This window comes from Castellaniella sp. WN (assembly GCF_054457555.1).
Window position 1 is genome coordinate 1 of sequence record NZ_JBTKZC010000003.1, and the last position, 1,896, is coordinate 1,896.

The following is a 1,896-nucleotide window of genomic DNA, read 5'->3' on the forward strand; positions in this document are numbered from 1 at the left end:
GAACCGCAACTCATTGATTTATAAAGAAGCGCCTTAAAAACGCTCCATTACAGATTAACGAAGGCCTCAGTTGCTGTGAGCTTTCCAACCTGCAGGCTCTTCAGGATGGCCGCCTGTTCGGCATCGATCGTCGAGATGCCCGTGATGGATTTGCCGCCCGGCAGCACGACCCGGTGGGTCTGGATGCGACGCAGAATCGACAAGGCGCGCTCGGGCGAGACCACGTCGGCCACGGGCTGTTCGCGCAGCCGCATGCGTATGACCCGTTGCAACACCAAGGCAATAAAGCAGATCATGGCGTGTGCCCGGATGCGATCGGGGCGTCGGTGGTAGACGGGTCCGATCTCAATTTCGGACTTGAGCACCTTGAAGCCCCGCTCGATGTCGGCCAGGGATTTGTAGCGGCTAATCACATCGGCTGGCGCCAGATCGCAGACGTTGGTGATCAGTAGCAGCTTGCCATCCATGGCGCGTGCCAGGGCCAGCGCCTTTTCATTGACCTGGTAGGTGAAGAGCTCACTTTTAAGGTCTACCCGGATGATGCGTGCGAGATGCGCTTCGCAGACCGCGTGATAGAACCGGGCGCGCGCGCCACCATCGGAGAGCTTGCGGCCTTTGCCGCGTACCCCAGCATCCTGGGCGTCCAGTTTGCCGACCCACTGGGCGGCCTGGGCTTCGAGCGCTGCAATTTTCTGATCGCGCTGGGCCGTTTGTTCGGCAGCCCGGTACCGATCATGGGCAACAACCAACCGCAGCCCTTGCCACGCCTGTTCGCCCACGATCTCGGGGCTGTCGCTCTCGATAGCCGCTTGGTTGATCGGTTCGAGCAGCTCGGCAAACTCGTTGTACCGTCGGCCGGGGACCGCCAGAATGAATTCCAACGGCTGGCCATTGGGCAGGCGCATGGCTTGCAAGTCTGCGAGGTTGTCAATCGACAGCAGCCCTCGATCGGCGACGGCGATTACCCGGCGCACCGGGAAGCGATCCATGACCTTTTGCAGCGAGGCCTTCAGCGTCCCCACTTCGGCCGTATTGCCTTCAAAGATCTCGTGATAGAGCGGGATGCCTTCAGCGGTTTGCACCAGCCCCAGCATGAACTGACGGGCAATGATGCCTTCCTTGGACTTGCCAAACTGGCGAATGTCATCCGTTTGCTCAGAGAGCCCTTCGGCACGAATCGTGGTCATGTCGTAGAAGACCACCGACAATTCTTCACTTACCAAGGGTTTGACGGCTGCGACCAGCGCCTGATCGATGACGGCCTGGTGCTCCACCATCGCGTCCATGGTGCGCAGCAATTGCTGGTGCTCAACCGATGCCAGATCGGTATCGGGAAAGCTGACGGTCTGTAGCCAGCGCAGGGTCCCAAGCTTTGAATCGGCATCGCTCAGGCGATTAAAGACCATGACGCGCAGTAGCGCCTCCAGGTCGATTTTGTGGCGGGTGCGCTGGCGCAGCACCTGACGCAGGCGATCCAGGCCCAGCTGCTTCCAGATCTGAGTCAGTGCCCAAAGGTCCCCGATGGCTCGTGAAGAATCGAAGCGGGCGGTGCCATCATCAAGCGCTGGTGAAGGCTCTATGCCCAGGATGCGCGCCAGGCCTTCGTGCAGGGACTTGATGGAATCACCCATCTGGTCCAAACGGCCAAGTGTCGCCACAGTGCGCTGCTTGGGGCACCCAGCGTCGTCGCGGTAGGCCTCCACGAGCTGCACATAGCGGCGGGGGCCTGACTTGGTGACTTTGATAAACATGCCATTACTATAATCACATATACACAGTATAGTCAATGCGCAATTATGATAACGTGCCATTACAAAATTATCGTTGTAATTCTGTGAAAGCCGCGTCGTTACTGCGTTTCGATCAAAAAGCAGGGGTCAAACTGTCGAACTCAGG

General features: G+C 58.7%; 1 protein-coding gene. It reads right to left on the reverse strand.

The genetic code is table 11. The annotated features are described in order from the left end of the window. Positions 1–47: 47 nt before the first annotated feature. The gene (locus ACTPOE_RS17605; RefSeq protein WP_458870344.1) at positions 48–1,751 is read right to left on the reverse strand and encodes an IS1634 family transposase; all 1,704 of its coding nucleotides are present in this window, start codon (positions 1,749–1,751) and stop codon (positions 48–50) included. Positions 1,752–1,896 lie beyond the last annotated feature (145 nt).